The organism is Methylobacterium longum, assembly GCF_022179385.1.
GTDB lineage: Bacteria > Pseudomonadota > Alphaproteobacteria > Rhizobiales > Beijerinckiaceae > Methylobacterium > Methylobacterium longum.
Map to the genome: position 1 here is coordinate 1 of NZ_BPQS01000199.1, position 295 is coordinate 295.

The 295-nt window shown below is 59.3% G+C and carries 1 rRNA gene; it reads left to right on the top strand.

The window, feature by feature from the left end:
- Positions 1 to 99, top strand: a 16S ribosomal RNA gene (locus MFF58_RS32090); the annotation flags it as partial.
- Between the last annotated feature and the right edge of the window lie 196 nt (positions 100 to 295).

Sequence of the window (295 nt, forward strand, 5' to 3'; positions counted from 1 at the left end):
CCAACCGCAAGGAGGCAGGCGACCACGGTAGGGTCAGCGACTGGGGTGAAGTCGTAACAAGGTAGCCGTAGGGGAACCTGCGGCTGGATCACCTCCTTTCTAAGGATTCTTTTTTGGACTTGGGTTCCGGTTCTGCCGGCATCCTCCGAGACTTGGCCTTGTGCCTCGGCTCATCCATCGAAGATCATTAGGATATCAGGGCTCAGTCAGAGCCCATTGGCGGGACGGACGCCGCCCTCGTTTCTCTTCCTCACCAGATAGCGCGATCGCGGATGCGGTCCGACTGCGGCGTATG